17 protein-coding genes are annotated in these 22,572 nt (G+C 70.9%); 11 read left to right on the forward strand and 6 right to left on the reverse strand.

What is annotated here, in order from left to right; genetic code table 11:
- The first annotated feature begins 237 nt into the window (after positions 1-237).
- The 3 genes from ACSJJR_RS04795 to ACSJJR_RS04805 all read left to right on the forward strand — a co-directional run bounded on the left by ACSJJR_RS04795 (position 238) and on the right by ACSJJR_RS04805 (position 3,622).
- Positions 238-486, forward strand: a complete 249-nt coding sequence (locus ACSJJR_RS04795; RefSeq protein WP_435942344.1) for a hypothetical protein — start codon at positions 238-240, stop codon at positions 484-486.
- A 146-nt stretch (positions 487-632) separates the two neighbouring features.
- Positions 633-2,219, forward strand: a complete 1,587-nt coding sequence (locus tag ACSJJR_RS04800) for an MFS transporter (RefSeq protein ID WP_435942345.1) — start codon at positions 633-635, stop codon at positions 2,217-2,219.
- 257 nt (positions 2,220-2,476) lie between these two features.
- Positions 2,477-3,622, forward strand: a complete 1,146-nt coding sequence (locus ACSJJR_RS04805; protein ID WP_435942346.1) for a zinc-binding dehydrogenase — start codon at positions 2,477-2,479, stop codon at positions 3,620-3,622.
- Between the two features lie 180 nt (positions 3,623-3,802).
- Here the strand turns inward: ACSJJR_RS04805 and iolE are convergent, their stop codons facing one another.
- The gene (gene iolE, locus ACSJJR_RS04810) at positions 3,803-4,729 is read right to left on the reverse strand and encodes a myo-inosose-2 dehydratase (protein WP_435942347.1); all 927 of its coding nucleotides are present in this window, start codon (positions 4,727-4,729) and stop codon (positions 3,803-3,805) included.
- Positions 4,730-4,786: 57 nt separating this feature from the next.
- Positions 4,787-5,983 (reverse strand): Gfo/Idh/MocA family protein, encoded by a 1,197-nt coding sequence (locus tag ACSJJR_RS04815; protein WP_435942348.1) that lies wholly within the window; start codon positions 5,981-5,983, stop codon positions 4,787-4,789.
- Positions 5,984-6,322: 339 nt separating this feature from the next.
- Here ACSJJR_RS04815 and ACSJJR_RS04820 point away from each other — a divergent pair, with 339 nt between their 5' ends.
- The gene (locus tag ACSJJR_RS04820; RefSeq protein ID WP_435942349.1) at positions 6,323-6,583 is read left to right on the forward strand and encodes a mandelate racemase; all 261 of its coding nucleotides are present in this window, start codon (positions 6,323-6,325) and stop codon (positions 6,581-6,583) included.
- 261 nt (positions 6,584-6,844) lie between these two features.
- On the opposite strand, the gene ACSJJR_RS04825 is transcribed toward ACSJJR_RS04820, so the two are convergent.
- Positions 6,845-8,212: an MFS transporter gene (locus tag ACSJJR_RS04825; RefSeq protein WP_435942350.1), complete on the reverse strand. Its 1,368-nt coding sequence runs from the start codon at positions 8,210-8,212 to the stop codon at positions 6,845-6,847.
- Positions 8,213-8,390: 178 nt separating this feature from the next.
- Here ACSJJR_RS04825 and guaA (ACSJJR_RS04830) point away from each other — a divergent pair, with 178 nt between their 5' ends.
- From guaA (ACSJJR_RS04830) to guaA (ACSJJR_RS04845), 4 genes are all read left to right on the forward strand, one after another.
- Positions 8,391-10,022, forward strand: a complete 1,632-nt coding sequence (gene guaA / locus ACSJJR_RS04830; protein WP_435942351.1) for a glutamine-hydrolyzing GMP synthase — start codon at positions 8,391-8,393, stop codon at positions 10,020-10,022.
- A 450-nt stretch (positions 10,023-10,472) separates the two neighbouring features.
- Positions 10,473-11,072 carry a helix-turn-helix transcriptional regulator gene (locus ACSJJR_RS04835; protein WP_435942352.1) on the forward strand — a complete coding sequence of 200 codons (600 nt, stop codon included), beginning with the start codon at positions 10,473-10,475 and terminating at the stop codon, positions 11,070-11,072.
- 225 nt (positions 11,073-11,297) lie between these two features.
- Positions 11,298-12,554 (forward strand): ATP-binding protein, encoded by a 1,257-nt coding sequence (locus ACSJJR_RS04840; RefSeq protein WP_435942353.1) that lies wholly within the window; start codon positions 11,298-11,300, stop codon positions 12,552-12,554.
- 530 nt (positions 12,555-13,084) lie between these two features.
- The gene (gene guaA, locus ACSJJR_RS04845) at positions 13,085-14,068 is read left to right on the forward strand and encodes a glutamine-hydrolyzing GMP synthase (protein WP_435942354.1); all 984 of its coding nucleotides are present in this window, start codon (positions 13,085-13,087) and stop codon (positions 14,066-14,068) included.
- Between the two features lie 176 nt (positions 14,069-14,244).
- Here guaA (ACSJJR_RS04845) and ACSJJR_RS04850 read toward each other — a convergent pair whose 3' ends face one another.
- The 3 genes from ACSJJR_RS04850 to ACSJJR_RS04860 are packed head-to-tail and all read right to left on the reverse strand — an operon-like array spanning position 14,245 to position 17,748.
- Positions 14,245-15,429: an ABC transporter permease gene (locus tag ACSJJR_RS04850; RefSeq protein WP_435942355.1), complete on the reverse strand. Its 1,185-nt coding sequence runs from the start codon at positions 15,427-15,429 to the stop codon at positions 14,245-14,247.
- The gene (locus ACSJJR_RS04855) at positions 15,426-16,652 is read right to left on the reverse strand and encodes an ABC transporter permease (RefSeq protein ID WP_435942356.1); all 1,227 of its coding nucleotides are present in this window, start codon (positions 16,650-16,652) and stop codon (positions 15,426-15,428) included. Before ACSJJR_RS04855 ends, ACSJJR_RS04850 begins: the two co-directional genes overlap by 4 nt.
- Position 16,653: 1 nt before the next feature.
- Positions 16,654-17,748 carry an ABC transporter ATP-binding protein gene (locus ACSJJR_RS04860; protein WP_435942357.1) on the reverse strand — a complete coding sequence of 365 codons (1,095 nt, stop codon included), beginning with the start codon at positions 17,746-17,748 and terminating at the stop codon, positions 16,654-16,656.
- Positions 17,749-17,885: 137 nt separating this feature from the next.
- Here ACSJJR_RS04860 and ACSJJR_RS04865 point away from each other — a divergent pair, with 137 nt between their 5' ends.
- The 3 genes from ACSJJR_RS04865 (at position 17,886) to ACSJJR_RS04875 (ending at position 22,509) form a co-directional block, all read left to right on the forward strand.
- Positions 17,886-19,133 carry a sensor histidine kinase gene (locus ACSJJR_RS04865; RefSeq protein ID WP_435942358.1) on the forward strand — a complete coding sequence of 416 codons (1,248 nt, stop codon included), beginning with the start codon at positions 17,886-17,888 and terminating at the stop codon, positions 19,131-19,133.
- Entirely contained in the window at positions 19,130-19,828 is a 699-nt protein-coding gene (locus ACSJJR_RS04870; RefSeq protein WP_435942359.1) for a response regulator, read from the forward strand. Before ACSJJR_RS04865 ends, ACSJJR_RS04870 begins: the two co-directional genes overlap by 4 nt.
- A 254-nt stretch (positions 19,829-20,082) precedes the next feature.
- The gene (locus ACSJJR_RS04875; protein WP_435942360.1) at positions 20,083-22,509 is read left to right on the forward strand and encodes a glycoside hydrolase family 3 N-terminal domain-containing protein; all 2,427 of its coding nucleotides are present in this window, start codon (positions 20,083-20,085) and stop codon (positions 22,507-22,509) included.
- Positions 22,510-22,572: the final 63 nt, after the last annotated feature.

The raw sequence follows: 22,572 nt of genomic DNA on the forward strand, positions 1-22,572 counted from the left end.
CCAACCTCTCGGGGGGGTTTTCCCCCAACCCGCATCTCTTTGTGGGGGGAGCCCCCCACTCCTGCCTGGACCTCATCGATTGACCGCTTCCAGGCGGCCTGTGCCCGTGGGTTCGGGTGCGGACCGCCCCGGCGCGCCTGCGCTGTGGTGCGCCGCACACGACCCGGTGAAGTTCCCCGAACCTCTAGCGTGCGACAAATTGTCATGACATACTTCCCACGTTTACAGTGTTGTCGTGTGACAGAGAGGAGTCTTGTGGTTGCTGTCGCCCTCGACCTGATCGTGTCTAACGTGGTTAGGTCCGTGCCGGAGGGGTTCCGTAGGTCGGCTGAGCCGGGCTCCCGCTACGGGAGGTGGGCATCCGGTGCTGACCTCCACCTCTGGCTCCGCCCGGAGGCAGACTTGCACTTCATCGCAGGGCGTAAGAAGGCCGGCGAGTACAACAAGGCTGCGCTCGCCCGGCTGACCGAAGAGCTGGGCGCCTGAGCCCCCACCGTTTGTGTGACGGCCGCCACGCGAACGTGTTCCCATGCCGAACCCGCCGTGCTCGCGGACGGTTCGTGCCCGTGCGGCCACCTTCCTCCCAATTCCGACCACCTGCCAATGACGGCAGGCGACAGAAGGAGAATCGGATGTCCTCATCCTCCAAACTGGCTGTGGAGATCGGTCGCCACGAGCTCGACTCGCTGGTCGACGCCACTCCGCCATCCGGCAAGAAGCGTTCCCTTGGGCTCATTGCCCTCGTGGCCACCCTGGGTTCCCTACTCTTCGGCTATGACACGGGTGTCATCTCGGGCGCGCTTCCTTACATGTACCTGCCCACTGACGCCCACGGCCTGGCCTTGACCGCGGCTGAGGAGGGCTGGATCGGTGCGCTGCTTGCCCTGGGTGCCGCGGTGGGGGCTTCGGTGGGAGGCAAGCTCTCCGACATGTACGGCCGCCGTCACAACATCAGCCTCCTGGCCATCGTGTTCTTCCTCGGGGCCATCGGCTGTACGGTGGCGCCCAACATCTGGATCCTGTACATCTTCCGCGTCATCCTCGGCTTTGCTGTCGGTGGAGCCTCCGTCACCGTCCCCGTCTTCCTCGGTGAGACCGCGCCTAAGCGCATCCGCGGCACGCTCGTGGCTGTCGACCAGATGATGATCGTCTTCGGTCAGTTCGTGGCCTTCTCCATGAATGCGGCCCTGGCGCGCATGCACGGCGGCCCGCACGTCGAGTCCAACGGTGAGGTCATCGACTGGACCAACACTGTCGCCCACCAGGTGACCAGCGGCGCCCTCATGGTCGACGGTGGCAACGGTATGACCTGGCGCTACATGCTTGTCATCGCCTCGTTGCCCGCTATCGCCCTGTGGATCGGCGTCCGCCTCATGCCCGAGTCCTCCCGCTGGTACATCGCCAACCAGCGCATCCCCGAGGCCATTGGTGCCCTCAAGCGGATCCGTGACGAGGAGAAGGACGGCTCCGTCTCTGAGGAGATCGACGAGATGCTGGAGAACCAGCGTCAGGAGGCCAGTCAGGAGAAGTGGCGCCTGTCCCAGATCTGGAACACGCGCTGGACTCGCCGCCTGCTCGTCATTGGCATCGTCCTTGGTGTCGCCGACCAGCTCACCGGTATCAACACGGCGATGTACTACACGCCCAAGATCCTCTCGGCCGCGGGTCTGCCGCTGGACGACGCCATCACCCTCAATGTCGTCTCCGGTGGCCTGTCCTTCATCGGCTCGGCGGTCGGCCTGTGGCTGGTGACGAAGTTCGCCCGGCGTCACGTGGGCATCTACCAGGAGACCTCGATCGCCATCTCCCTGGCGGTGCTCGCCGCCGTGTTCTTCTTCCTCATCGAGCCCTACCAGAACGCTGACGGCGACATTGTCGGGGCTGCAAGCTGGGCGCCCTACCTCGTGCTGCTCATCGTTAGCCTGTTCGTGTTCGCCAAGCAGTCCGGCACGGTGACATGGGTGCTCGTCGCCGAGATCTTCCCGAGCAAGATCCGAGGTACGGCCATGGGGCTTGCGGTCGGGGCCCTGTGGGTCGCCAACGCCTTCGTGGCCTGGGTGTTCCCGATCATGATGAAGGCCCTGGGCGGTTCTGCGACCTACCTGCTTTTCTCCCTCATCAACGTGGGCTCGCTGATCTTCTACATCAAGTTCGTCCCCGAGACGAAGTACCACTCCCTGGAGGAGCTGGAGCGTCGCTTCGAGAAGGAGTACAGCTGAGCGCTGTCGTCCGCTGACCAGCACGCCTTTTCCGGGCACGTGCTGACCCCCTGACGCTCGCCCCGCCGTCACCTCGGTGCCGACGGGGCGAGCGCCGTGTCCCGGACGGTGAGGGGTGCGGGGGCGAGGTTCCCGGTGGGGCTGCTCGGGACGAAACAGGTAGGTACTTTGTCCTTACAAATCGCCTAGGTCTCCGTTAGGCTGGTCATGTCGAACGAGTCAGGGGCGCGTGCGCGCCCGCTGAGAGAGGTGGAGACATGACGAGCAACGACGCTTTCCAGATCCCCGAGACCATGCGCGCGGCCGTGCTGCGCGACCACGACAAGGGCCTTGAGGTCGAGACCATCCGCACCCCGCGCCCCAAGGCCGGTGAGGTCCTGATCAAGGTGGCCGCCTGCGGCCTGTGCCACTCGGACCTTCACGTCATCGGCGGTGCCATCGCCTTCCCCCTGCCCGCCGTCCTCGGGCACGAGGTCACCGGCACCATCGTCGAGCTCGGCCCCGGCAACGAGCACACCGGCCTCAAGGTCGGCGACAACGTCGCAGGCGGCTTCCTCATGCCCTGTGGCCAGTGCGACGCCTGCGCCGCCGGCCGCGACGAGCTGTGCGGGCCCTTCTTCGACCTCAACCGCCTCAAGGGTGTCCTCTACGACGGCACCACCCGCCTTCAGACCCTCGACGGCGAGCCGGTCTACATGTACTCCATGGGTGGGCTGGCCGAGTACGCCGTCGTGCCCGCCACCTCGGTGGCCGTCGCCCCCGACACCATCGACCTCGTGCCCGCCGCCATCCTCGGCTGCGCTGCCATGACCGGTTACGGCGCCGTGCGCCGCGGCGCCGACCTGCGCTTCGGCGAGACCGTCGCCGTCGTCGCCACCGGGGGAGTGGGTACCAACATCGTCCAGATCGCCGCCGCCTTCGGGGCCTCCCAGGTCATCGCCATCGACGTCTCCGACGACAAGCTCGCCCCCATGCTCGGCTACGGCGCCACCGCCGTCGTCAACTCCGTCACCCAGGACGCCCGCGAGGAGGTCTTCCGCCTTACCGGCGGCAAGGGCGTCGACGTCGCCTTCGAGGCCCTGGGCATCCCCGCCACCTGGAAGACCGCCCTCGACGTGCTCTCCGACGGCGGCCGCATGGTCCCCATCGGCCTGGGGGCCGGGGTCCAGACCGCGGAGGTGGAGATCAACCGCACCGTGCGCCGCTCGCAGTCGATCATCGGCTCCTACGGTGCCCGCACCCGCCAGGACCTGCCCGCCGTGGTCGATCTCGCCGCGCGCGGCGTCATCAACTACAAGGACGTCGTCTCGCGCCGCTTCCCGCTCGAGGAGGCCGGCGCGGGCTACGCCGCGCTCAAGAACCGTCAGATCCAGGGCCGAGCCGTGGTGGACATGAGCCTGTGAGGCCGTCGCGCTGAGGCCGGACGGTATCGGGCCGCCCGCGACACCTGTCACGGGGCCCCGGAGCACGTGCTCCGGGGCCCCGTGCGGTGTGGAGCGCGGACGCAGTCGGGCCCCCGGTCCAGGAGAACCAGGGGCCCGACTGCCGGAGTCTCTCCGGTGCCGCAGAAGCGGCCCCGCAGGTCACAGGGTGAACAGCCTCGACTCGATGTAGGCACGGGCCTTCGCCCCGTACTCGTGCGGGTTGGCGACGGCCGGGTCCTGCTCGGCCTCGACCAGGATCCACTTGTCGTAGCCGTGGTCGATGAGGAAGCGGTAGGGCTCGGTGAAGTCGATCATGCCGTCGCCCGGCACGGTGAACATGCCTGCGAGGAAGGAGTCGAGGAAGGAGCGTCCCAGCTCCTTGGACTCGGCCAGCTTCTCGGGGCGCACGTCCTTGAAGTGGACGTGCTTGACGCGCTCGATCGTCACCTCCAGCAGCCCCATGACGTCGCCGTCGCCGACGAAGGCGTGGCCGGTGTCGAACAGGAGGGAGACCTTGGCAGGGTCGGTCAGCTCCATGAGGCGGATCGTCTCGGCCTTGGTCTGGACGACGGTGCCCAGGTGGTGGTGGTAGACGAGGTCGAGGCCGTGCTCGAGCGCGATCTCGCCGAGGCGGTTAAGGCCCTCGGCCAGCACCGGCCACTGCTCCTCGGTGAGCACCGGCTTGTCGGTGAAGATGCACACGTCGCGCATTCCCTGCACCGAGCCGGTCTGCTCGGAGACGACGACGCGGGTGGCGCCCAGGTACTGCAGGTACTCGCAGGTCTCGGTGAACTCGGGGATGACGGCCTCGACGCCGTCGCGCACGATGAAGGAGGAGAACCACTGGGCGACGATCGCGATGCCGCGCGCGTCAATGCGCTCCTTGGTCACCTCCTTGGAGGGGAACCAGCCGGCCACCTCTGTGCCGCGGTAACCGAGGTCGGCGAGGTCGAGCAGCATGTCCTCCAGGGTGTTGAAGGCACCGACCTCCTTGATGTCGTCGTTGCGCCAGGCGATGGGGTGCATGCCCCAGGTGGTGCCGTGCGGGTCGGTGATGGCGGTGGTGGGGTCGAGTCGGAAGGTCATGGTGCTCTCCTGAGGTGTGGGTGCAATGCGTCGTGGGTGTGGTCGGTGCGTGGTGGCTCAGGCGTCGAAGGTGGTGCGGCCCTCGACGCGGGCGACGTCGTGCCACTGGCCGTCGGCGGCGGAGGCGACGACGGCGGCGTCGACCTCTGCGGCGCACCAGGCGTCCGCGGCGGAGGGGGCCTGCTGCTCGCCGGTGAGCACGGAGCGGACGAACTGGGCGGCCTCGATGGACTTGAGGTCGTCGAAGCCCATGGAGGTGCCGATGGCGGGCTGGTAGCGGTGCCACTCGCCCCAGGCGGGGCCGGCCATGGCGCGGCGGTAGCCGTGGGTGGGGCCGCCGTCGACGTCGAGGCACACCTCCAGCTCGTTGAGGCGCTCGAAGTTCCAGCGCGCGGAGCCCTGGGTGCCGTAGGCCTCGACGACGTACTCGGCGCGCGGGCCCACGCTCACACGAGAGGACTCCATGGTGGCCACGGCGCCGCCCTCGAAGCGGGCGAGCATGCCGACGTAGTCCTCGTTCTCCACCTCGCCGACCTCGTCGCCGATCTCGAAGCCGGAGTGGCCGATGCCCATCTTGGTGGGGATGGGGCGCTCGGTGATGAAGGTGTCGGTCAGGGCCGTGACGGAGGTGATGCGGCCGATGAGGTACTGGGCCAGGTCCGCGCCGTGGCTCATGAGATCGGGCACGACACCAGCACCGGCCTTCTCGCGCGAGGCGCGCCAGGTCAGCGGGCTCAGGGGGGAGGAGTTGTAGTCGGCGATGAACCACACGCGGGCGTTGGTCACGCGGCCCAGCTGACCGGAGCGGATGAGCTCACGCATGTACTCGATGGCCGGCACGTGCCGGTAGTTGAAGCCCACGCAGGTGACCAGGCCGGCGGCCTCTGCTGCCCGGGCGATGGTCCGGGACTGCTCGGCGCTGGTGCCCATGGGCTTCTCGATCCAGAAGGGCTTGCCCGCCCTCACCGCGGCCAGGGCGATCTCCTCGTGCAGGAAGTTGGGTGAGGCGATGGACACGACGTCGATCTGCGGGTCGGCCAGCAGCTCGCGGTAGTCGGTGTAGGCGCGCTCGAACCCGAGGTCCTCGACGGCGGCTCGGCGGGCCTCGTCGATGGGGTCCGCGGCGGCGACCAGACGGGCCTCGACCCCCAGCTCGGGGAAGCGCTCGGACAGGGACCGGTAGCTGCGGGCGTGCAGCCGGCCCATCCAGCCCAGGGAGATGACTCCGACTCCGAGTGTGCGTTTGGTACTCACGGGTGGCTCCTTCGCCGACCTCCATGGTCGGCCAGTTCTGTGCGCAATGTTGTGCAACCGGTGCGGTAACGCGCGTCAGCGGTGACGCGCTCGCCAATCTAGGATGAGGGTTTTGTCCTGTCAATGGGGCGGGTGGGGCGCTCTTGGGCGGGTGCGGCCCCGGGGTGGGCGCCCGCTGGGGCGTGATGCGCCTATCAATACTTTGTCTTTACAAAGCGAGGGTGTTGCTCCTAGTCTGGTGACCGCCGGCCAGCCGGGTCGGCACCGACCGTCAGGTCGGGCACACCGCCGTGCGGGCCGCCCGACCGGTTCCGCACAGGAACTGGAAGGACAACCAGCATGAACGCTCCCGTCATCGACTCCGTCGCCACCCCCGTCGTCACCGCCCCGCAGCCCACCGCCTCCGTCCGGGACGAGGCCATGGCCGCCGACCTGCTCACCTTCTGGATCGGCATGGGGGTCGTTGCCGCGGTGCTTGTCATCATGACCGTCGTCGGCGCCGTCATCACCTCCGAGCCGCTGCTCATCGGAGCCGGCATCTTCGCTGTCATGCTCGCCCTGGTCAACGCCGTCACCGACATCACCCTCGCGGCCCGCTGAGACCTCACCGGTCGGCGAGGCCGCCGACCGTCGAGCCGTCACGGAGGAGGGGCGGGACCCACTCCTCCAGAGCTGCGCGGGCGACGCGGACCGCGCAGCACCGTGCCACCGCGAGACGGTGGCGGTCACAGCCCGCGAAGCAGGCGCCGAGCGCCGACCCGGTGGGTCGGCGCTTCTCCTGTGCCCGCCCTGTGCGCGCCCGTTCCGACTCATCCTGTGCGCGCCCGAGCTGACTGGCCTGCCGCTCACGGTTCGGGGTCCTCAGCGCAGGGCCCGCAGCGCCCACGGCAGCGTCGCCACCGCGACAACCAGGCACAGGACCTGGCAGCCGAGCGCCGCCCCGAGCGCCACGGGGGCCGGTGTGAGTGCCAGCAGCAGCGCCGGCACCAGGACGGACGCGAGCTGGACCGCAGGCCTGATCATGGCGGCGGCCCGCCGCTGCGAGCGCAGCAGCCACGGTGGGACGAGAGGGTCGATACTGCCCGTGCAGGCCGGTGTCACGGCCAGGAACTGGCAGGCCACCAGCACCACGAGGACGCCCGTGAGCAGCGCCACCAGGCCGGATCCGTGGATCGTGCCGGCCAGTGCCAGCAGCGTGACGCCGCAGGCGGAGGCTCCGACGCCGCCAATGATCCAGGCGTAGGCGAGGTGGTCGCCCCGCCGCCTGGTGCCCGCAAGCCCGACCGCCACCCAGGAGGCCGCCAGGGCGGCAGCCACACCGAGCGGGACGGGCACCTGAGCAGATCCGGCGTCCGCGTCGGCTGCTCGCGCCAGCAGGGGCGGACCCAGGCACAGCGCCGCCAGCCCCAGCGGCAGAGCCTGCACGAGCTCGAGCAGCAGCCCGGCCGCAACTGTGCGGCGCACCCGCGCGATCGACAGGTCACCGCGGCCCAGCGGGTGCTGCTCGCCCCGGGTACCGGTGTCCATCATGACCCGGTCGATGCCGATGGCGGCCTCGAGGCTTCCCACCATCCGCCGCAGGGCCGCGTAGGCCTCCTCCAGGCGCCCCTGCGCCGCGTACCAGTGCGGTGTCTCCGGCAGGCTCAGCACCAGCAGCAACGAGACGGTCGCCGCGACCAGGGGGACCGCCCAGGCGGGCGCCACGCCGTGGCCGGGCGACAGCCACGCGCCCAGCGCTCCACAGGCCAGGGCGAGGCCGGCTCCCGCCGGGGCGGTGGCACGAACGCGCGGCATGAGCCGACGGTGCCCGTGCTCGGCGAGCTCGTGGGCGAGCTTGGGGGCCACGATCGCGTACCCGCCCAGGCCCATACCGACGACGCCGAGGCCGGCCGCCCGCAGCAGGTGCCCGTCGCAGGCGGCGAGAGGGCAGCCGATCGCGGTCAGCGCGGAGCAGGCGAGCGCTGCCGGCCGGCGTCCCCAGGTGTGGGACACGACGTCGAGGGCGGGGGCGCCCACGGCAGAGCCGAGCGGCAGGGCTGCCAGCACCAGTAGGAGGGCTGGCAGCGACTGGGCGTCGAGCAGGCCGTGGGCCGTCAGCGTCGCTCGGGTGCTGGCGTCCTCGGCGAGGGACGCGCCGAGCGCGCCCCAGGCGGCACCGGAGGCCAGCGTGGTGCTGATGAGCAGTGCCCGTAGGCGCTTTTGTGCCGGGGTGAGTGTCGCGGTCGCCATCGATCGTCTTCCTGCCGGGAGAGGGCGTATCCGGGCGGCTGCGCCGCGGTTCGTCCATGAGCCCCGTCCGGCGGGGCGCACACACCTAAGGATGCCTTTGTTCTGACAATGATGTCCACCTCGACGTCGTGCTGGACGCGCAACCGCAGCACTCGGCCCGCGCCGCTATCCTGTGCCGGTGACGACCTCCCCCTCCCCGCAGCGCGCAGCGCACACCGACGCCACCTCCCAGGCGACCACCCAGCCGGCGCAGACGGGCCCGGTCCTCGTCGTCGACTTCGGCGCCCAGTACGCCCAGCTCATCGCCCGGCGCGTGCGCGAGGCCTCGGTGTACTCCGAGATCGTCCCCCACAGCATGCCCGTGGCGGACATGCTCGCCAAGCGGCCCGCGGCCATCATCCTGTCCGGAGGTCCCTCCTCCGTCTACGAGGACGGCGCCCCCACCATCGACCCGGCCCTCTTCGACGCAGGGCTCCCGGTGCTCGGCATCTGCTACGGCTTCCAGACCATGGCGCAGGCCCTCGGCGGCGCCGTCGGACGCACCGGCACCCGCGAGTACGGCCGCACCCCGGCCCGCGTCGATGACGCCTCCTGCCTCTTCAGCGGCACGCCCGTCGAGCAGGCCGTGTGGATGAGCCACGGCGACGCCGTCCAGGCCGCCCCCGCCGGCTTCACCGTCACCGCCTCAACGAGCCAGACGCCCGTGGCCGCCTTCGAGGACCCCGCGCGCCGCCTCTTCGGACTTCAGTGGCACCCCGAGGTCATGCACTCCGACTTCGGCCAGAAGGCCCTGGAGAACTTCCTCCGCGTCGGCGCGGGCATCCCCGCCACCTGGACGCCCGGCAGTATCATCGACGAGCAGGTCGATGCCATCCGCGCCCAGGTGGGTGACGCCCACGTCATCTGCGGCCTGAGTGGGGGAGTGGACTCCTCGGTGGCCGCAGCGCTCGTGCACCGCGCCGTCGGCGACCAGCTCACTTGCATCTTCGTTGACCACGGCCTGCTGCGGGCCGGGGAGCGCGAGCAGGTGGAGACCGACTACGCCCAGGGCATGGGCATCCGCGTCATCACCGTCGACGAGTCCGAGCGCTTCCTGGGGGCGCTCGCGGGCGTCACTGAGCCCGAGGCCAAGCGCAAGATCATCGGACGCGAGTTCATCCGCTCCTTCGAGGCCGCACAGCGGCACGTCATGGAGGAGGTGGGGGCCGCCGGCGGCGAGATCCGTTTCCTCGTCCAGGGCACGCTCTACCCCGACGTCGTCGAGTCCGGCGGCGGCGAGGGCGCCGCCAACATCAAGAGCCACCACAACGTCGGTGGGCTGCCCGAGGACCTCGACTTCGAGCTCGTTGAGCCGCTGCGCGCCCTGTTCAAGGACGAGGTGCGCGCCATTGGGCGCGAGCTCGGCGTGCCCGAGAAGATCGTCGAGCGCCAGCCCTTCCCCGGCCCCGGGCTGGGCATCCGCGTCATCGGTGAGGTCACGGCCGAGAACCTGCGCGTCCTGCGCGCCGCCGACGCCATCGTCCGCGAGGAGCTGAGCGCCGCCGGGCTCGACGCCGAGATCTGGCAGTGCCCGGTGGTGCTGCTGGCCGGCGTGCGCAGCGTGGGCGTCCAGGGCGACGGGCGCACCTACGGCCACCCGGTGGTCCTGCGGCCGGTGAGCTCGGAGGACGCGATGACGGCGGACTGGACACGCCTGCCCTACGACGTGCTGGCCCGCATCTCGACGCGGATCACGAATGCGGTCCCCGAGGTCAACCGCGTCATGCTCGACGTCACGAGCAAGCCCCCCGCCACCATCGAGTGGGAGTGAGGCCACTGCCCCTGGCCCACGGATCACGTGCGGTCCGGCGGATCACGTAAGCGCCGACGGATCATCTGTGGTCCGGCGGATCACCTGTTGTCGGCACACGGGTGATCCGTCCGAGTACAGGTGATCCGCCCGTGAGCGCGGCTCGGCCGGCCGTCGTCGGGAGGCGCGCTCCGACGAACGGGGGCCCGCCGTCACCCTCCGGCCGGGTAGCGCTGTGCGAACCACGATGCGACCGCGTCGTCGAGAGGGTTGGTACTGAGTGACGTCGCCCAGCCCGCAACTATTGGTTGCGGTCAACGATTGCAAGGCAAAGGTGGCGGCGCCGGGGCCCTCGGGCACCCCAGTATGGAGCCGCGCCGGACCCACTGGGCAACGAGCGGATCCCACAACGGCCCGGCACGGCAAGCCGCACCCACGGCGTGCGAGACCGACCAGACGAGAGGAACACACGTGAAGATCGAGATCGCCAAGAGGCTCTACCACTACCGCACCGCGGCCGGACTGTCCCAGGAGCAGGTCGCCGCCCGGGTCGGGGTCTCGCGCCAGGCCGTCTCCAAGTGGGAGTGCGCCGAGTCCTCGCCCGACACCGACAACCTCATTGCGCTCGCGGTCCTCTACGAGGTCACGGTCGATGAGCTCCTCTTCGCCGACCCGGAGCAGGGCCCCGGTGCTCGGGGCGCCACCGCCTCCGGCAGCCATGCCCAGGCGTCGGCTGCATCGGTGACTGAGCGCGTGGCGGAGAGCGCCCGCGAGGCTGTCGACGAGGAGGTCGCCGACGCCCTCGCCGGTGCCGTGCCCGACGCCGCCGCATCGCCCGGCACCGACTGGTCCGCGCGCTGGAGCGGTGCCGACGACGGTGGCGCCGACGACGGCCGTGACTACGTCAACGTCAGCTTCGACAACGGCATCCACGTGCACGACAGGAGGAAGGGCGAGCAGGTGCATGTGGGCTGGGACGGCGTCCACGTTGACACTCCGACCGAGCATGTCCGTGTCGACTTCGCGGGCCTCGCGCGAGCGATCCGCGAGATGCGCAAGCAACAGCGCTGAGCCGTGCCGCCGCCCCGAGCCACCGCCCTCGACCGGCGTCGTCGGTCCGGGGTCTGCGCCCCCGAGCCGGCGGACGGCGCCACATGCCCGGTTGGGGTGGCGCCACATGACCGGTTGTCATGGCGCCAATTGCCGGGTTAGTGTGGCGCCACATGACCGGTTTGGGCGGCGCCACATGGCCGGTTGAGGTCGTGTTGCGTTCGTCGACAGGGGAGGACGGTGGGAGTGACGGACTATCGGACTCGCGTCGTCGACGCCCTTGTCGACGACGTCCTGGGGTACTCGGGCGGCATCCTCATCGAGGGCGTGCGCGCCTGCGGCAAGACGATGACCGGGCGGCAGCACGCGGCCTCGGAGGTGGCTCTGGACTCTGGCCTGCCGCAGGTCCGTGCCGCCTTGGACCTCGACCCCGCGCTGCTGCTGGAGGGCGACACCCCCCGGCTGATCGACGAGTGGCAGCTCGCGCCGGTCCTGTGGAACACGGCTCGCCGGGAGATCGACGTCAGGCGGCGGCCCGGGCAGTTCATCCTCACCGGCTCCTGCGTGCCCGCCGAGGATGCGACGCGGCACTCCGGTGCCCACCGCATCTCCAAGGTGCGGATGCGCCCCATGACCTTGTTCGAACGCGGTCTGGGCGACGGGCGCGTCTCGCTGGGGTCGCTGTTCGACGGCGAGGAGCCCGCCGTCGTTCTCTACTCCGGCACGAGTGTCCGTCAGGCCCTGGATGCGCTGGTGCATGGCGGCTGGCCGGGCGACCTCGGCGCGTCCACGGCTCAAGCGCAGCGGCACCTGCGCGACTACGTTGAGGACATCGCCAGTGTCGACGTGGGACGGCTGGACGGGGAGCCGCGCCGCGACCCGATGAGGTTGCATGCGCTGCTGCGCTCACTGGCTCGCCATATCGCCACCGAGGCATCCTTCGCCACCATCGCAAGGGACGTGACGACACGAACACTGAGTGCAGAGACCGCCGTCGGCTATGTCAACGCGCTCAAGCGGCTCTTCATCATCGAGGAGCAGCCCGCCTGGGCGCCGCATCTGCGCTCGCGCTACGCCGTGCGCACCTCATCCAAGCTCCACTTCGTGGACCCCGCCCTGGCGGCGGCCATCACCGCGACCTCAGTGGAGCGCCTCATGCAGGACCTGCACACGGCGGGCCTGTGGTTCGAGTCCCAGGTCATCCAGCATCTGCGGACCTTCGCCGAGCTGCGGGGCGGACGCGTCTACCACTACCGCGACAAGTCCGGCAAAGAGGTCGACGCCGTCGTCGAGCTCGATGACGGACGCTGGGCCGCCTTCGAGGTCAAGCTCGGCCAGCGGCAGATCCCGGCGGCTCAGGCGTCGCTGGCGGCCTTCGTTGCGGACATCGACGTCGAGCGCACCCCGGCGCCGGTCTTCACCGCCGTCGTCACCGCGGACGGGCCGACCATGCGGCTGCCCGACGGCGCCCTCACCTTCCCCCTGAGCGCGCTGCGCCCCTAGCGGCACCGTCCTCCGGTCCAACTGACGCAACGAAACCCGGCCAACTGACGCAACAGATTCGGTCCAACTGACGCAGTGATAACCGGCCGACTCGCGCCATTGGCTGAACCGCCGCCTCCCCGCAGCCGGCCGACAGCGTCGTCTACATGCCGGTCCCCAGCCGTAGCCATTCCTGCCTCGCGCTCGTCACCGCCGGGGCCACGGTCTACCGCCGTGACGACGGCGTCCTGGTCATCCCACTGGCCTGTCTGCGGCACTGAGGGCGTGGGGCCAGTTGGATCACCTGCTTCCAGTTGGATCACCTGAGGGACGTATGGAGGTGATCCATCGGGAGACAGGTGGTCCATGTGGCGGCGCCTGCGGGCCCCGACGAGGCCGGCCCGTGCAGGGCCCCGTGCGCAGGACGCCGACCGGCGCATGCCCACCCCCAGTGCCCGCGCCACGGCTTTCTGTCGCTGGGCCGAGGCGGCACACTTGCCCCTGGGCAGCGCGGCAGCACCCGCCCGCACCCCACCGACCAAGGAGACCCCGTGGACCTCACCTCCAGCACCCGCCCGGCCGACATGGAGCGCATCACCACCCCCGAACTCGCCGACGCCTTCATCGCCGAGGCCGTTAAGGCCGTGCGCGCGCAGGTCGGCGACGGCAAGGTCCTGCTGGCCCTGTCCGGCGGCGTCGACTCCTCGGTCGTCGCCGCCCTGCTCATCAAGGCCATCGGCAAGCAGCTCGTGAGCGTGCACGTCAACCACGGCCTCATGCGCAAGGGAGAGTCCGAGGAGGTCGTCGAGGTCTTCGCCGAGGGCATGGACGCCAACCTCGTCTACGTCGACGCCTCGGACCGCTTCCTCAGCCTGCTGGAGGGCGTCGAGGAGCCCGAGACCAAGCGCAAGATCATCGGCAACGAGTTCGTCGCCGTCTTCGCCGAGGAGGCCGCCACTCTCGACGGTGTCGGCTTCCTGGCCCAGGGCACCATCTACCCCGACATCCTGGAGTCCGAGGAGGGCGTCAAGGCCCACCACAACGTCGGCGGCCTGCCCGAGGACATGGACTTCGAGCTCGTCGAGCCCGTCAAGCTGCTCTACAAGGACGAGGTGCGCGTCGTCGGCCGCAGGCTCGGCCTGCCCGCGTCCATGGTGGACCGCCAGCCCTTCCCCGGCCCGGGCCTGGGTGTGCGCTGCCTGGGCGCCGTCACGCGTGAGCGCCTGGAGGCGCTGCGGGAGGCCGACGCCGTCGTCCGCGAGGAGATCGAGGCGGCCGGCCTGGACATCTGGCAGTACTTCTGCGTCGTTCCCGACGTGCGCGCCACCGGTGTGCGCGACGGTAGGCGCGCCTTCGACTGGCCGGTCATCATCCGCTGCGTCAACACGGTCGACGCCATGACGGCGGAGGTCCCCGAGCTCGACTGGCCGCTCCTCAAGCGCATCACCGCGCGGGTCCTGGCCGAGGTCCCCGGCGTGTGCCGCGTGGCCTACGACCTCACCCCCAAGCCCGTGGGCACCATCGAGTGGGAGTGATCCCGACGCCGACGCGCTGAACCAGCACCGACGCACGGGACCGACGCCAACGAGTTCGGGGGTGAGGTGCCGAGTTCGAGGGATTAACCCCCGAACTCGCGTCCTCACCCCCGAACTCGATGAGCAGGGTGGATGCGCGCCGGGCGGGATGCGGGCCCTGACCCGCCGCCCCTGCCTCAGAGCGCGGCGCGCGCCTTCGTGCGGCCCACCACCATGGCGACGACGGCGATCGCCACCGCGAACAGCAGGCACAGGCCGCAGTCCGCCAGCAGGGGCGCCAGGCTCTGCCACGACGTCGTCTCAACGTTGGCGGCTCCCGCGATCGCCTCCTGCGCCCAGTAGCCGGGCGTGAGCCGGGCCACCGCCACCAGGGCGTCGGGCAGGAGCGACAGCGGCACCCAGGCGCCGGCGAGGAAGGACATCGCCATCCCGCCGATGTTGCCGATCGCGTCGGCCCACTGCGTGCCCAGACCGAGCTGGCCGATGAGGAAGCCCAGTGCCACCGCCACCGCGGTGTAGGCCAGCATCGCCACCGCCACGATCGCCACCCGCGGGGCCGAGCCCGACAGGTCCTCCGGTGTGAACACCGCTAGCCCCAGGCCCATGATCCACACCCAGTCGATCAGCCCCAGCAGACCGCAGGCGGCCAACAGCCCGAGGCTGCGCGAGCGCGAGGAGGTCGGCGACGCCGTCGTGCGGGCGAGCACCGGACGGGCCCGCAGGGAGCTCATGAGCACGGAGATCGTGACGACCGCGTACACCAGCACCGGGTAGGTCGAGAACCGGATGAAGACCGACAGGCTCGAGGGAAGCGGCGCCGCGGTGGGAGCGATGATCTCCGCCGAGCCCTGGGCCTGCATCGACTTCTGGGCCAGGGCGACGGCCTCGGCCGGGGCGTCGGTCAGGGAGCGCAGGTAGTCCGCCACCTGCCCCAGGTACGAGCCGGTGCGCACGTCCATGAGGGAGCCGGCCGTCGAGGAGTAGGAGATGACGGTCTCCAGCGTGGGCGGCTCCTCACCGGCAGCGACGCTCCGGACGAGCTCGTCCTGGTAGCCCCTGGGGATGATGACGATGTACTCCACCCGCCCGTCGGCGGTCGCGTCCTGGATCGCCCGGCGCGAGTCCTCCAGCTCTGTGGGCTCGCCGATCCCCTCCAGGTAGTCGGCCAGCCCCTGGGAGACGGCCGAGTCGTCCCGGTCGATGACGGCGACCCTCGCGGTAGCCGTGCTCGGCTCGGCCACGCTCGAGTCGTGGATGGACATCCCGGTCATGAGGCCGATCAACGACAGCATGACGAGGTAGACGAGGATGTGGACCCGGTGGCCCCACACGATCCTCAGCGCGGTGCGTAGCGTGCTCATGCGCTCATCCTCCTGAGACGGACCAGGGCCACCGCGCCGAAGACGGTCGCCATGGCGAGCATGGTGAGGCAACCCTGGATGAAGGGGCCGAGAGTGTCGTAGTAGATGAGGGAGTGGAAGGTGTGGGTGCACTGCCACAGCGGGTTGAGCTGGGCCAGCCAGGGGAGGTTGGTCTCCACGGCCCGGCTCAGCTCCTGCGTGGCGCTGCCGAACAGCCCCGTGAACAGGGACAGGATCCCGGTCAGAGCCGCGACGATGCCGGGCTCCACCTTGGTGGTGCCCAGGGCGGCACCGGCCATGCAGGCCATGAGGGCGCCGACACCGATCGCCACCACCCCGAGCGCGAAGCGGGGACCGAACTCCACCCCGGCGACCCAGCGCATGAAGGCGTAGGCGACTACGAGGCACGTGAGGATGCCGACCCAGGCAGCACCGAGCGTGCCTGCCAGCACCCGCCAGCGCGGCAGCGCTGCGAGCGTGCGGCGCGCCCCCAGCGGCCCAGAGGACACGGACACGGCGCGCACCGCCAGCAGCGCCGGGTTCATGCCCATGCCGCAGGCGAAGGCCAGCAGCGACAGGTAGTAGGGCGTGTCCATGGCGCCCGGCACCTGGGTCACGGTGAGCTCGGTGGTCCAGGTGTGCGACTGGCCCAGCGCGTCCTTGTGCGCCAACAGGTTCTCCAGGAAGGCGAGGTCCTCGGGGGCGGGCTGCTCCCCGGCCCGGGCCGCGGCCGCGACCCGCTCGCCGACGGCGGTGGCTTCGTCCTCGATGGCCTTGCCCTCGGCACGTCCCTGGGCGAAGGAATCGAGGACCGCGCGCAGGACTATCGACGTCGTGTCGTCGTCTCCCTTGGCGGTCAGCCGCAGGACCGGCTCGCCGTCGCGGACGGCGAGGTAGCCCAGGGTGTCGCCGTCGCGGGCGGCGGCCTCGGCCTCGGCCTCGGAGGAGACGCTGACCGGGTCGATGAGGTGCAGCGCGTCGCCGTCGGCCTGCTGCGCGGAGGAGGAGACCGAGCTGATGAGTGAGTCGAGGCCGGTGACCTGCTCGTAGGCGGTGTCCTTGACGACCCCCAGGCGCATCGGGCTGATCGCATCCGAGTCCTGGATGCTGGAGAACATCGCCATGAAGACGAGCGACATGAGAATGGGGAAGGCCAGGGTCCACAGCAGGAGCACGGGATCGCGCAGGTAGACCAGGACCTGGTAGCGGAAGACGGTGCGCATCTCAGGCCTCGTCCCCGCCCAGGTCACGCAGCTCGCGGCCGGTGATCTCAAGGAACACGTCGTTGAGGGTGGGCGGCTGGCTCGTCACGTGCCCGATGGTGACGCCGGCCTCGGCCAGGACGGTAAGGACGTCGGAGAGGTTGTGGGCGCCGCTGGTGCACTCGACGGTGAGCTCACCGTCCTCGTAGGTCACGGTGCGGGCGTGCTCCAGGCGGCGCAGGCGCTCCAGGAGGTCCTCGCCCAGTGCCGGGGCGCCGACGGAGCTCGCGGCCGCCACCGGTGTGCCGGCCCCGTGGTCCCCGGCGGCGACGACCTGGATGCGGATGCGCTCACCGGTGCCGATCATCGCCTTGAGCTCGTCGGCGGTGCCTGCGGCGACCTGCCGCCCGCGGTCGACGATGACGATGCGGTGGCACAGCTGCTCGACCTCCTCCATGTAGTGGCTCGTGTAGATGACGGTCGTGCCGGCCTCGTTGAGGCGGCGGATCCCGTCGAGGATCGAGTCACGGCTCTGCGGGTCGACGGCGACGGTCGGCTCGTCAAGGATGAGCAGGTCCGGCTGGTGCGCGATGCCGCAGGCGATGTTGAGGCGCCGCAGCAGGCCCCCGGAGAGCTTCTTGGGGAGGAAGCGGCGGAACTTCTCCAGGCCGACGAAGGCGATGGCCTCGTCGACGAGGCGGCGCCGCTCGGCGCGGTCGGAGACGTACAGGGCGCAGAAGGCGTCGACGTTCTCTGCGACGGTGAGCTCGTCGAGGACGGCGACCTCCTGGGGGACGATGCCGATGCGGCGCTTGAGGCCGTAGGCGGTGGCGGACATCGGCTCGCCCAGGACCTCGATCTCACCCTTGTCGTAGGTGAGCAGCTGCAACAGGCAGTTGATCGTCGTCGTCTTCCCGGAGCCGTTGGGGCCCAGGAGACCGAGGATCTCGCCGCGGGGGATGGTCAGGCTCAGCCCGTCGACGGCGACGAGCTCGCCGTAGCGCTTGACGAGCCCGCTGATGCGGACGGCCGGCGCCGGGGCCGCGGGGCGGTGTGCGGGGGACTCAGGCGAGGAGGCTGCCGCCTCGCCCGTGGGTGTGTCGTTCATGGTCTCCATGCTCCTCGGCGGGCTGGCGGGCCCGGAAGTGCCTGCTGTCACGAGGCGGGGGAGGGGCCCATGACGGTTGTCATGGGTGGGGCAGCGCGCGGGCTCGGTCGTTGCGCAGGTGCCCTCGGATCGCCGATCATCGGTGGGTGAGAGTGCTCGGGGACCAGATCGTCGTGCTGTCCGCCTGCACCCTGCTTGTGCTCCTGGGGGGCTCGAGCGAGGTGGTTCTCGCCTGGATGCTCGCCGCCACCGTCGCCGCAGGCGGCTACATCCTTGCGGAGCACGCGGCTCACCCGGCCGTGGGTGGGGCGGGGGTGGGGCGGCGCACGGGTCCTCGGATCTGGGCGCGCCTGGCCCTCCTGACCTGCTCGGTGCTCCTGCTCATCGGCTGCGTGAGCCCGACGGCGCTCAGCGGCGCCCCCGCTGCCGCGTACGTGCTGTCGCGGGCACAGGTCGGGCCCCTGGCCCGCGCCGTTGAGCGGCTTCTCGCACTGCCCGCCGTGGCCTGGCTCGTCCTCGTGCTCACGCGTGCCTACAGGTTCGCCGACGAGGGGGCCTCGGTCCCGGCCGCCTACGTCCTGGCCTCCGCGGTGGCCGTCGCGCTCGCCGCGCTGCTGGGCGCGCGCACCGCCCAGGCGGAGGCGAGCCTCGCCGACCTGCACCGGGTGCGCGACGACCTTCAGGAGAAGGTCAGGGCCCTGTCGGTCTCGCGCGCCCGCCTGCTGTCCGCCCAGGACTCGGCGAGCCGTGCCGCCGTCCTGGACGAGCGCACCCGGATCGCCCGCGAGATCCACGACGGCGTCGGCCACCAGCTCACCCGGCTGCTGTTCCAGGTCCGCGCCCTGGAGGTTGTCCACCGTGACGACCCGGGCCTCGTGGGTGAGCTGGGCGCTGTCGGGGCGGGTGTGGGGCAGGCCCTGGACGCCATGCGCTCCTCCGTCCACGCCCTGTCCGACGACGCCGAGGACCTCGCCACCGGGCTGCACGTGCTCGCCGTGCGCGGCCCGGTCGAGGACGTGAGCGTGAGCTGTGAGGTGGGCCAGGACCTGCCAGCGGAGGTCTCGCGCTGCCTTGTCGCCGTCGTGCGCGAGGCCCTGACGAACGCGGCCCGGCACGGGCGGGCGCGCCAGGCGCGGGTGAGCGTCGCCGAGTACCCCGGGTTCTGGCGGGCGGTGGTCACCAACGACGGCCTGCCGGCCGAGAGTGCCGCCGCGGACGACGGGGGCGTCGTCGAGGGGATGGGCCTGCGCTCGATGCGCGAGCGGGTCGAGGCGCTCGGCGGCACCCTGTGGGTGAGCGGGGCGCCCCGCTTCAGGGTCCAGGCGACCGTCCCCAGGCCGAACGCCCCCACCGGTCCTCACGTTCCCACCACCGCCCCGAAGGAGCCCAGGTGAAGGTCCTCATCGTCGACGACGACGCCCTCGTCGCCCAGTCCCTCGCCACGATCCTGTCCGTCGAGGAGGACATCGACGTCCTCGCCACCGGCTCCAGCGGGCCGGAGGCCGTGGCGCGCTACCGCGAGCTCGGTCCGGACGTGCTCCTCATGGACATCCAGATGCCCGGGGGCGACGGCCTGAGCGCTGCCGAGGAGCTGCTCGGTGAGGACCCGACGGCCCGGATCGTCTTCCTCACGACCTTCGCCGACGACGAGTACATCGCCCGGGCGCTGGCGATGGGGGCGCGCGGCTACCTCATCAAGCAGGACATCGCCCAGATCGCCCCGGCGCTGCGCGGCGTCATGGCCGGCATGAGCGTCCTTGAGGGGGAGGTGCTGGCCCGCGGCGTCGCGGCCCGGGGGGCACGGGCGGCGGGCGTCCCCGGCGGGCCTGCGGACGCAGGCGCGAGGGGCGCGGACACCGCGGAGGCCGCGCGCGAGGTGCGGCGCACGGGTGCCTTCGCGGCCCTGACGGAGCGCGAGTTCGAGGTCGTCGAGGCCGTTGCCGAAGGGCTGGGCAACACCGAGGTCGCTGACCGCCTCGCCATGAGCGAGGGGACCGTGCGCAACCACATCTCCGCCTGCCTGGCCAAGCTGGGGCTGCGCAACCGCACCCAGCTGGCCGTCGCCTGGTACCGCGCGGAACGGGGCTGAACGCCCCGGACCGCGCCGCCCCGGTCGGCCCCTGCTCCCGGTCCTCGAACTCCTCGGTTTGCGCGCGAACTCCCTGGCTAGTTGCCGTACTTTCGAGCGCAAACCGAGGAGTTGGGCGGGTGTTGAGGGGGCGGGAGGGAGAGGGCGAACGGGGCTGGCGCCGTTTTGTACCGGGCGGTAAGATTTTCGGTGTGGTCGGGTCCCAGCGTTCGTGAGCCGCCACCAGCACCCCGACGACGGCAAAGGAGCCACCCGTGGAACAGTTCGAGATCGACCACCTCGCGACGGTCAGGGCCGCCGCCCCCGAGTCCATGGTCCTGCTGCGCAGCGACGGCAGCTTCCCGCTCGCCGCACCCTGCCGCGTCGACGCCTACGGCGCGGGCGTGCGCCGCACCGTCAAGGGCGGCACCGGCTCCGGCGACGTCAACTCCCGTCACGTCGTCGGCGTGGAGGAGGGCCTGACCCGGGCCGGCTTCGAGATCACCACCGGTGCCTGGCTCGACGCCTACGACGCCCTCGCCGACGCCCAGTACCAGGCCTTCGTCGCCGACCTCAAGGCCCAGGCCAAGGCCGCAGGCCAGCCCGCCGTCTTCTTCGGCATGGGCGCCGTCGTGCCCGCCCCCGCCGTCGACCTGCCCCTCGATGGCGACGGCGACGTCGCGATCTACGTCCTCACCCGCGACTCCGGGGAGGGAGCCGACCGCCGCCCCGTCGCCGGTGACGTCCTGCTCACCGACTCCGAGGTCCGCGACATCCTCGCCCTGGAGGCGGGAGACAAGCCCTTCCTCCTCGTGCTCAACGTCGGCGGCCCGGTCGACCTCAGCCCCGTCAAGGACGTCGCCAACATCCTCGTCCTGTCCCAGCTCGGTGCCGCCACCGGCGACGCCTTCGCCGACGTCCTGCTCGGCAGGGCCTACCCGTCCGGGCACCTGGCCACCACCTGGGCCGCCTGGGAGGACTACCCCGCCGTCGGCTCCTTCGGCGAGCAGGACGACACCGACTACCGCGAGGGCGTCTACGTCGGCTACCGCTACCTCGACTCCGTGGGCGCCGAGCCGCTCTTCGCCTTCGGCCACGGCCTGGGCTGGACGAGCTTCGCGCTCGGCGACACTGCGACCGTCGTCAACGGTTCCGACGTGACCGTCACCGTCCCCGTGACGAACACCGGCACCCGCCCCGGCAAGGAGGTCGTCCAGGTCTACGTCTCGGCTCCCGATGGCGAGCTCGACCAGCCCTACCAGGCCCTCGCCGGCTTCACGAAGACCGCCGAGCTGGCCCCCGGCGCCACTGTCGAGGTCACCGTCTGCTTCGACCTGGCCGACCTCGCCTCCTACGACGCCGCGAAGGTCGCCACCGTCCTCGAGGCGGGTGACTACGTGCTGCGCGTGGGCACCTCCAGCCGTGCCACCCGCTCCGCCGCTGTCATCGAGCTCGCCGAGACCGCCGTCGTGCGCCGCCTCCACGACGTCCTGGGCGAGCCCGGCTTCACTGACTGGCGCCCTGAGGCTCCCGTCGCCGTCGAGGTGCCGGAGGGCGTCGTGCGCCTGAGCGTGTCCGCCGCCGACTTGCGCCGCGAGGACACCCAGGAGCCCGTCGACCTCACCGAGGAGCTCGCCTTCGTGCGGACCCTGAGCGACGACGACCTGAGCTACCTCGTTCTGGGCGACTACACCGAGGCCGCCGACAAGCAGTCCATCATCGGCCAGGCCGCCTCCACCCTCATCGGTGCCGCCGGCCAGTCCACCAGCCGGGTCGACGGCGTCCCGCCCCTCGTCCTGCCCGACGGCCCCGCCGGACTGCGCCTGACCCCCCAGGTCGGTGTCGACGAGCGCGGCGCCTTCCCGCTGAGCAACGCCTTCGGCGGCCTCATGGACGACCTCATGGACGAGGAGTCCCTCGCGGCCCTGGGCGTCGTCGAGGAGAAGCGCACCCCGCAGTCCACCTACGAGCAGTACACGACGGCGATCCCGATCGGCACCGCCGTCGCCCAGACCTGGGACCCCGGCCTCGCCGCCGCCTACGGCGACCTGGTCGGCGTGGAGATGGAGCACTTCGGCGCCCACCTGTGGCTCGCCCCCGCTTTCAACCTGCACCGCTCCATCCTGTGCGGGCGCAACTTCGAGTACTTCTCCGAGGACCCGCTGCTGAGCGGCCGCATCGCCGCCGGCATCACCCGCGGCGTCCAGCAGCACCCGGGCCGCGGCGTCACGGTCAAGCACTTCGCCTTCAACAACCAGGAGACCAACCGCCTCAACTCCAACAGCAGGGTCTCCAAGCGCGCGGCACGCGACCTGTACCTGCGCTCCTTCGAGATCTGCGTGCGCGAGGCCCAGCCGCACGGACTCATGACCTCCTACAACCTCGTCAACGGCGTGCACACCTCCGAGTCCGCCGAGCTGCTCGAGACCGTCCTGCGCCAGGAGTGGGGCTATGAGGGCCTGGTCATGACCGACTGGGTGGTGCGCTCCATGACCCGCACCGACGCCGCCCACCCGCGCGCCGCGGCGGGTGCCACCGTCGGAGCCGGCAACGAGCTCTACATGCCCGGCTGCGAGGAGGACCGCCAGGACGTCCTCGCAGCCCTGTCCACAGGCTCCGAGTCCGGCGCCACCCTCACCCGCGAGCGCCTGGAGCTCCAGGCCGCCCGCGTCGTGCACATGGCCTGGCGCCTGGCACGCTGAGAGCGGCCCACCCGCTGGCCCGGTGCCCTCGGGGGCCGGGCCAGCACGGTGCCCTCGGGGGCC

Source organism: Actinomyces sp. W5033 (assembly GCF_051303165.1).

Excerpts from the sequence above, each read along its gene's own strand:
- ACSJJR_RS04800 (WP_435942345.1), top strand. The coding sequence starts at position 633 with ATGTCCTCATCCTCCAAACTGGCTGTGGAGATCGGTCGCCACGAGCTC.
- ACSJJR_RS04805 (WP_435942346.1), top strand. The coding sequence starts at position 2,477 with ATGACGAGCAACGACGCTTTCCAGATCCCCGAGACCATGCGCGCGGCC.
- iolE (WP_435942347.1), bottom strand. The coding sequence starts at position 4,729 with ATGACCTTCCGACTCGACCCCACCACCGCCATCACCGACCCGCACGGC.
- ACSJJR_RS04820 (WP_435942349.1), top strand. The coding sequence starts at position 6,323 with ATGAACGCTCCCGTCATCGACTCCGTCGCCACCCCCGTCGTCACCGCC.
- ACSJJR_RS04825 (WP_435942350.1), bottom strand. The coding sequence starts at position 8,212 with ATGGCGACCGCGACACTCACCCCGGCACAAAAGCGCCTACGGGCACTG.
- ACSJJR_RS04850 (WP_435942355.1), bottom strand. The coding sequence starts at position 15,429 with ATGAGCACGCTACGCACCGCGCTGAGGATCGTGTGGGGCCACCGGGTC.
- ACSJJR_RS04855 (WP_435942356.1), bottom strand. The coding sequence starts at position 16,652 with ATGCGCACCGTCTTCCGCTACCAGGTCCTGGTCTACCTGCGCGATCCC.
- ACSJJR_RS04860 (WP_435942357.1), bottom strand. The coding sequence starts at position 17,748 with ATGGAGACCATGAACGACACACCCACGGGCGAGGCGGCAGCCTCCTCG.